The organism is uncultured Campylobacter sp., assembly GCF_938030815.1.
Taxonomy (GTDB): Bacteria; Campylobacterota; Campylobacteria; order Campylobacterales; family Campylobacteraceae; genus Campylobacter_B.
On sequence record NZ_CALHII010000269.1, the window covers coordinates 1 to 7,946 of the forward strand.

Here is a 7,946-nt window from a genome sequence, read left to right on the forward strand (position 1 = left end):
CAGGGCCAATTCGGTGAGTGCGTGTTCGGTGTCACCATCACGTATGAGCGCATCGCGGCACTCTGGCACTCGAACAATCAAATTTTACTGGCCCTAGGAGGAGCGGACAAGATCGTCGCTACTACTGATTATATCAGCAAAAACGCATGGTTTCGTAAAATTTATCCGCGCCTGGCGCAGATCCCCGTGCTTCTAAAAAACAACGACGTAAATTTAGAGGAGCTGATGAGCCGCAACCCCGACGTAGTCATCATCTCAACCGCGCTGGCGGGCGAAAATTTAGCTAAGCAGGGCTTTACCGTTTTAAAGGCGTCATTTAGCGATTATGAGCAGATGAGGCGCAGCATCAGGATGTGCGGCGATATGCTAGGCGGCGACGCCCCGCAAAGAGCGAAGGATCTAATCGCAAATCTCGATAAAAATATCGCTTTGGTTAGCGGCCGCACCGCAAATTTAAGCCCCGATAAGCGCCCGCGCGTCCTTCACATCGTAGGCGGAACCGATCTTTTAAAGATAGACGGTAAAGGCACGCTGATCGATTCTTGGATAGAGCTAGCCGGCGGCACGAACGCGATCACCGCTACCAAAGGCCCGATGAAAACGATCACCGCCGAGGAGATCATCGCGAGCAACCCGCAGATCATAATCGTGGGCGGCGATCATAACGAAGATGCGGTAACTCAGATCAAATCTAGCCCGATCTACAGCGGCACGGATGCGGTCAAAAACGGGCGCGTTTACGGCAATCCGCGCGGGGTTTTCAACTGGGATCGATACGGCGCGGATACGGTGCTTCAAATTTTATGGGCGGCAAAAACCATCCAGCCCGAGCTTTTTGCCGACATCGACGTGAAAGCCGAAACGAAGGCGTTTTATAAAAAATTTATGAATTACGAACTAAGCGACACGGAATTCGGCTATATCTTAAAAGGACTTAGTCCAGAGGGTAAATAAGACGCGGCACCGAAGCAACGGCACCAGCGCCGCACCTAGCAGGAAGCATCCGTGCCGAATGTTCATCGTGTAGCAGGCGTCGGATACATCGGCGCCGAGCAGACTGCTACTCTACCAGCGCCAAAGTCTCTTTCAACAAATAGCACCAAGCGGGCGTCGATGCCATATACTTCATCAAAGCGGCATCGGCGGCGGGCGGCGTACCGAGCGAGCAGCGCACTCAAATATACAGCGCGAGGCGGAGTAAAATTTAAACCCACGGCGGGTGAAAAAGGACAAAGCAACGACAAGCAAACAAGGGCAAAACAAAGCTGCAAGATAAAATTTAAAGCAAAGGAAGCGGTCATGGAAATTTCATTTTTTACGACGCTTGAGCCTTCTCTAGCGGGCGCTTGGATACCCTCATTTGCGATGGTGCTGATACAGTTCGCGTATATGTTTATCTACAAAGAGGTCGGCAAGCGCGCCACCGATATCTCTTGGTACACGCTCGCGGACAAGCGAAATGCGATCATAAGCTCGCTGCTGCAAGTAGCGCTGCTTATTTTGTCGGTGTTCGTGCCTCTTAAGACGGACAGCGCGTGGTTTTGGATCGGAGCGGTGATCTATATAGCGGCTTTTGCGGGCTTCATCAAGGCGTTTTACGACTATGCGGCAACTCCTGCGGACAGAGCCGCACAGGGCGGCATCTACCGCCTATCGCGCAATCCGATGTATTTCTTTTATTTCCTCGGCATGGCGGGCGTTTGCATCGCTTCGACGTCGCTGTGGCTACTCTTAGTGATAGTGCCCTTTGCCATATACAACCATCTCGTGGTTCTCGGCGAGGAGCGTTACTGCGAGCGAGCCTACGGACGGGAGTATTTGGAGTATAAACGCAAGACGCCGCGATATTTTTTGTTCTTTTAAGAGAACGGCGCGCGATTGAGCTTTAAAGCAGAAGCCTAAATTTAGACGGCATTTTTAAAATTTTAACTAGATTTGCGGACTAATTTTAAAATTCGCTCGAAATTTTAAAGACTGCGAGATATAGGCTTAAATTTAGACTAAATTTAAGCCCGAAATTTCAAATTCGTTCGCTATCTAGGCTAAATTTAAAATGGCGCAGTACTTAAAACGCCATTTTAAATTTACGCTTGCAGGCATTGCAGTGTCTATCAAGCGCGCGACTCCATAAACAGCGAAATCAATTACGACGGCAGCTGCTAAGCGAAGTCCAATTCACGCCCATACCCGCAAGCAGCCTAATTTCCGCTCGCATACGCAGACAGGCTGCTCGGATCCTCAGGAGCTAACCGATCGTCCGAAATAGCGTCCTCCTCGCCCGAAAGCACGCTCATCGCGTTGATACGCGAGATCAGCAGGCGATCCTCGGCGATGTCGGCGCGATCCGAGCCGATAGTAAGCGACGTAATCGCCGTGCGCCCGATGACTGCGCGCCCGCCGTCCATCGTGCGAAGCCCCCAGATGTCGTGCAGCACCGCAGGCTCGCCGTCCACCTGCCCTACATAAAGCATCACGTGACCAGGCATATACAGCAGGGTTTTATACGCCACGCCGTTTTTGCCGATGAAGCTAAGCTTTTCATCCGCGCTCATCCCCGCCAGCGAAAAACGCTCGCCGCGAGCCGATTGCGCCTTGGAATTTCGCGGCAGCCACAGCCCGAAATTCGCCAAAAAGTCTTTCGTCATAAGCGAGCAATCGCGAAGAAATTTATACCCGCCCCAGCCGTATTTCTGCCCGAGCAGGCTAGCGGCTACGATCTTTGAGTTTTGCTCATCAAGCGGCGCGGGCCAAAGCTTCGCATCCTCCGCGCCAACGAAATATCTCTTGCCGCCAAACTGCGTTAAAATTTCGCCGCTAAATACGCTCCGCACGCCAAGCGTGCCGCCAAGATCGCGCTCGCCGCTAAAATCATACGGCAGGATCGTGCCGGTGCGCGCCCTAAAAAGCTCCGCGCCGCTTTCGTCATAAACGACTGCGCCGTCGCGCAGGATCGTTATAAATTTAGAATTTGCGTAGATATCCGCCTGCTGAGGGCTGATGCGCTTTATCGCGTCGCTTCTGATCCAGCTCCACACGCCGTCGTTGCGTACGAACGCCCACGCGCCGTCTCTGCTGTAATGCGACAGCAGCATCGGATAGCCCACACCCACGGCGGAATTTGCGGCGTAATCAAACGGCTCGCCCTCCCCCGGCTCGCTCGGATCGCCGAAAATCGGCAGATCGCTTGGGATATTTCGCAGCAGCGCATTTTTTACCGTAATAGCGGGCTCGGATATTAGCCCGAACGCCTCTTCGTTCGCGTTTATGCGGATACTTTGATAGATCGCATCGTCGTATATCCTGCCTGCGGCGTCAAAGTGGCGCCCCTTGGCATAATTAAGCCCCCAAAACGTATCGATTTCGGCCTTAATCGGCGCATCGTCAAACCAAATTTTAAAATAGCGGCTCTTAAACGCGCTTCCGCTTATGTTTTGCACCGAAGCGGGAGCCGGTAGTCGCTCGCTGTTTTGAGCGTAATCAAGATCTAAAACCGCGGGATTTTCGGGGATAAACTTGCGCGGGCCGACGGTTTCGCCGCAACCTGCGAGAACCAAAGCTGCGAAGATAAGAGATACTAGTCGTTTCAAACAAAATGCCTTTTAAAAAATTTTGGCTATAATTTTGCCAAAAAATAGGAAAAAACTTGATAAATTTCATCATCCAAAAGCTAAAAGATCGCAATATTTTCATCACGGGCGGCGCAGGCGTGGGCAAAAGCTACGTAATAAAAGAGCTCATCGAAAACTACCGCGCTCGCGGCAAGCTCGTCATCGTGCTCGGCAGCACCGGCATCAGCGCCGTAGAGATCGGCGGCGTGACCGTGCATAGCTTCTTCCGCTTCGGCATTTGCAAAAACCACGAGGAGCTAAAGGGCTTCGATCGCAAACAAAGCGGCAAACTAAGCGAGCTGCGAAAAATTTTAGCCCTCGCAGACCTCATCGTGATCGATGAAATTTCGATGATCGGCGCCGAGCTTTTCGAGATGATCTATCTTAGAATTTCAAATTCTAAATTTAACGGACGGCTGCTCGTTACGGGCGATTTTTATCAGCTTCCGCCGGTGCGCAAAGAGGGCGAGAGCGCACCGCGCGCGAGCCTATTTAGCGACTCGGATTACGCCTTCGGCTCGTACGCGTGGAGGCAGTGCGAGTTTTTTTACGTCGAGATGATAGGCTCCAAGCGCACCGCGGATGCGGCACTATACCGCCTGCTTTGTGAGCTGCGGCTCGGCACCGCAAGCGAGCAGACGGCGGAGCTGATGCGATCTTTGCTCATCGATGCTGCGCGAGCAGAACCAGATGCCACGATAATCTCGGGCAGAAACGCCGAAGTGGATGCGATAAATAGCGCCAGACTAGCCAAGCTTAATGCGCCGCAGAGCAACTTTGAGGGCGTTTATGAAGCGCTGCAAAGCGGAGTGAGCGAGCAGAAAATTCAAAAATGGATCGCCTCGCTAAATACGCCGCAAAGTCTGACGCTGAAAGAGGGCGCAAAGGTGCTGTTTACCGCAAACAAAAGCGGCGAGTTTTTCAACGGCGAGCAAGGCGTCGTCGAAAAGATCGAAAAAAGTTCCTGCGGCGAGATCGAAAGCGTGGTCGTAAAAAAGCCCTCGGGCATGCTAAACCGCGTGGGGCTGCAAACATACGAACTAAGCGAGATCGCCGCAAGCGGCGCGGATGCCGAGCAGATCGTGCTGGCGCGGTATTATCAGTTCCCGCTCAAGCTCGCATACGCCATCACGATCCACAAATCCCAAGGCATGAGCATCCCGCAGCTCATCTGCGACATCGACAGGATCTTTGCCAAGGGGCAGCTCTACGTGGCGCTTTCGCGTGCGACGAGTCTTGCGGGGCTCGGGGTGATATATACGCGTGCAGAGCCATTGCTGCGGTATTTGCAGCGCAACGCAAGCGCGGACGAAGCCGTGGTGAAATTTTACGAAGAGAACGAATTTTATAAAATTTCGGATCAAAAAATTTAAGGAAACGCATGCAGCTAGAAAGAGCGATAGCGCTAAGTAGAGCCAAACAAAAAAAGTGTATTTGCAAGGTAGTGATGATCTATGCCAAGATAGCATTTTTTTATCTGTTTCCGTTTATCATAATGTTTGCGATCGATGCGGTATTTAAAACAGACGATGATACGGATTACAAGATGATCGAAGTCTATCTTATCTACGCGGTGCTTTTAATTATTTATGTTGCTTGCATTTATGACGGCATTGCGGACGCCGCTTATGAATATAAACTATTTTACAAAAAAGTTTTGGTGCGCACGGCGATCTCGCAGGCGTATCCGCAGCTTACTTATTCGCCAGGCCGCGGCATAAGCGCGAAGGAATTCAGGCGAGCGGGAATCTTTGCAAACTCCGATTTTATCAGCGAAGATGAGATAAAAGGCGAATGGGATGGGGTAAAATTTAGCCTTAGCGAGGCGATTAGAATCAAAAAGAACTACGATCTGGGCATAGACAATACCTATGTGAAGCTAGCTTCGCTTGCAATGAGCTTATATGATGCGTATATGGATTTTAGCGGCAGCGTGCTGATATGCGAATTCGGCAAGAGATTTTACGCCAAAACCATCTTAGCGAGTCGCGAGCTAAATACAAAAATTTTAGGCGAGAAGGAGCTAATGGACAACGTCATTTTTAATAGCGAATTTCGCGTGTTTGCTGATGACAAGGTCGAAGCTCGCTATCTATTGACGCCCGCGCTGATGGAGCGACTAAACGAGCTAAAGCGATACTACCATAAATTTAGTATAAGCGCGGCGTTTATGGATAATAAATTTTACCTATTTCTAAACGGCGCGCCGAACCGCTTTGAAACAGAGCTATTTAGCATACCTCCAACAACCGGAACGGCGTATGCTCATCAATACGAACTGGCTGAAATTTTAGAATTAGTAAGCGAGCTGGGTCACATAACCGGGGAGCTAGAAAGCAAAATTTAATCAGCCCGTATCGTTTAAATTTAACGGGCTAAATTTGACCGCCCTATTACAGTCCCGCTTCGGCTCTTAGCCGCGCGGCATACATCTCACGCAGGCGCGGTACGTATTTGCCGACCGTGCCGCCTCCGATCGCTCTGCCGTCTGCTTTTACGATCGGCAGCACCATCAGCGTCGCCGCACTGATAAAGGCTTCATCGGCTTCATAAACCTCGCTCATTCCAAACGCCCGCTGCTGCACGCTAAGCCCTGCCTGCTCGGCAAGCCCTAGGATCACCTTGCGGCGGATGCCAGGCAGTATGTCGTTTGAAAGCGGCCGCGTGATGAGGACGTCATCTTTGATGATAAATGCGCTGGAGCTGGAGCACTCGGTAACTAGCCCGTCCTCGATCAAAAAGCACTCATAAGCGCCCGCCTTGTGAGCCTCGTGCTTTAAGATGCACTGAGCTAAAAGCGAGATCGATTTTATATCGCGCCTGTGCCAGCGGATCTCGGGCAGGCTTACGATCTCGATCCCCTCTTTTGCGAGCGGATTATCAAAAATTTGCGTATGATAGACGAAAGCAAAGACGCTAGGCTCTATGCCGCGGACGTAATCAAAATCGCGCATCGCCGCGCCTCTTGTGATCTGGGTGTAGAAAGCGCCCTCGCTCACGCCGCCCTGCGCGATGAGCTCATATAAAATTTCCTCATATTTTTCGCGAGAATATGGAATTTTCAGCTCGATCTGCGTGGCGCTGCGCTCAAAGCGCTCCCAAAAATCCGCTCTGTCGCAAATTTTAGAATTTACCACGGGCGCTACTTCATAGATGCCGTCTCCAAGCACGAAACCGCGATCAAAAGGGCTTATCGCAGCCTCTTTGGCCTTGCAAAGCTTACCGTTAATATAAACTATCTCGTCGCCGCTCATTCCGCTGATTTCAAACATAATCGCTCCTTGAAATTTCGCGCTATTTTATCTTATAACAATTTAATTTAAGATATAATGCCGCAAAAATCGAAGGAATCCCGATGGATAAATCAAATTTTAAAGATAGGCTTTTAGAAATTATGTTTCATGTCTCGCACAAACCCGTGCTCTTCCGCGATCTGCTCGAAGCTAATGCCGAGTTTAACGACGGTATGCTCGTCGATCCTTCGAAGCTAAATTTTAAATTTAACTACGGCAAATCCTACGTGATCTTCGCTTGCTTCGCATTCGTCTGCGTTATGTTTCTGATAACGCTGACGCACGCGATGTTTGAAAAGATCGACTTTCACTTCTCCATTTTATTTACGATCATAGCGACGTCGGCGGTTTTTATCGGCTTTGATTGCTTCAAAGCGTGGGCTAGAAAAAAGCTTACTCACGAGCTCATCAAACGCGCATGGGCGAACCATTTCCTCTACTTTCCCTACGAAAAATACAGCCACATAGTCGAAAATATCTACAACGAAGCGCTCAAAAACGACGTGCCTAGACGCGAGCTAGAACAATACGTGCTAAGCAAAATCGTAGAAGTTGGCGAAAAATAGTTTTAAAATACCGCAAAATTCTATAATACAAAACAGCATTTCAACCCAAGCAAATTTTAAAATTTTATTGCGAAATATGCGGCACGTAGGCAAGACGTAAAAATTCCAGCTCGAAAAGCAAGCCGGTATGATGGATGAATTCCAAATTAAAATTCTATGCCGATACAGTAAAAACTGCACCGTAAATTACGATAGATAAATTTTAATTAAAGTCTATACTTTCCTGCGCGATATTTCGCTACGGCTAAATTTCACTTCATAAAATTTTATCTATCGCTTCTTAAATTCTAATCTCGTTCGCTTACTACCGATTTAGCAATCCGTATTATGTAATTGAAGTTATGTTTAACTATTTTAGGGTAAAATCACACAATATCTAAGGGATAATATTAAATTTAAGAAAAGGATAGTTTATGAAGTTACTTTTTTGCATTATTTTTACGCTTTGCAGCAATGTTTTTGCGGGCAGTTTGGAGCAG

General features: G+C 49.3%; 7 protein-coding genes. 5 read left to right on the forward strand and 2 right to left on the reverse strand.

Annotated features, from left to right (window positions below):
- Positions 1-954: ABC transporter substrate-binding protein (locus tag Q0277_RS09970; RefSeq protein ID WP_297997672.1), on the forward strand; the 954-nt coding region annotated here is incomplete at its 5' end.
- Positions 955-1,005: 51 nt separating this feature from the next.
- Entirely contained in the window at positions 1,006-1,863 is an 858-nt protein-coding gene (locus Q0277_RS09975; RefSeq protein WP_297997673.1) for an isoprenylcysteine carboxylmethyltransferase family protein, read from the forward strand.
- A 335-nt stretch (positions 1,864-2,198) separates the two neighbouring features.
- On the opposite strand, the gene Q0277_RS09980 is transcribed toward Q0277_RS09975, so the two are convergent.
- Positions 2,199-3,587 carry an SH3 domain-containing C40 family peptidase gene (locus Q0277_RS09980; RefSeq protein ID WP_297997675.1) on the reverse strand — a complete coding sequence of 463 codons (1,389 nt, stop codon included), beginning with the start codon at positions 3,585-3,587 and terminating at the stop codon, positions 2,199-2,201.
- A gap of 56 nt (positions 3,588-3,643) precedes the next feature.
- Between Q0277_RS09980 and Q0277_RS09985 the strand changes: the two genes are divergently transcribed.
- Together Q0277_RS09985 and Q0277_RS09990 are read left to right on the forward strand one after the other, a co-directional pair.
- Positions 3,644-4,981, forward strand: a complete 1,338-nt coding sequence (locus Q0277_RS09985; RefSeq protein WP_297997677.1) for an AAA family ATPase — start codon at positions 3,644-3,646, stop codon at positions 4,979-4,981.
- 8 nt (positions 4,982-4,989) lie between these two features.
- A complete protein-coding gene (locus tag Q0277_RS09990) occupies positions 4,990-5,955 on the forward strand; it encodes a DUF3137 domain-containing protein (RefSeq protein ID WP_297997679.1) in 966 nt (321 codons plus the stop codon).
- Between the two features lie 46 nt (positions 5,956-6,001).
- On the opposite strand, the gene Q0277_RS09995 is transcribed toward Q0277_RS09990, so the two are convergent.
- The gene (locus Q0277_RS09995; protein WP_297997680.1) at positions 6,002-6,880 is read right to left on the reverse strand and encodes an aminotransferase class IV; all 879 of its coding nucleotides are present in this window, start codon (positions 6,878-6,880) and stop codon (positions 6,002-6,004) included.
- An 83-nt stretch (positions 6,881-6,963) separates the two neighbouring features.
- Here Q0277_RS09995 and Q0277_RS10000 point away from each other — a divergent pair, with 83 nt between their 5' ends.
- Positions 6,964-7,467 (forward strand): hypothetical protein, encoded by a 504-nt coding sequence (locus Q0277_RS10000; protein ID WP_297997681.1) that lies wholly within the window; start codon positions 6,964-6,966, stop codon positions 7,465-7,467.
- The last annotated feature ends 479 nt before the right edge of the window (positions 7,468-7,946 follow it).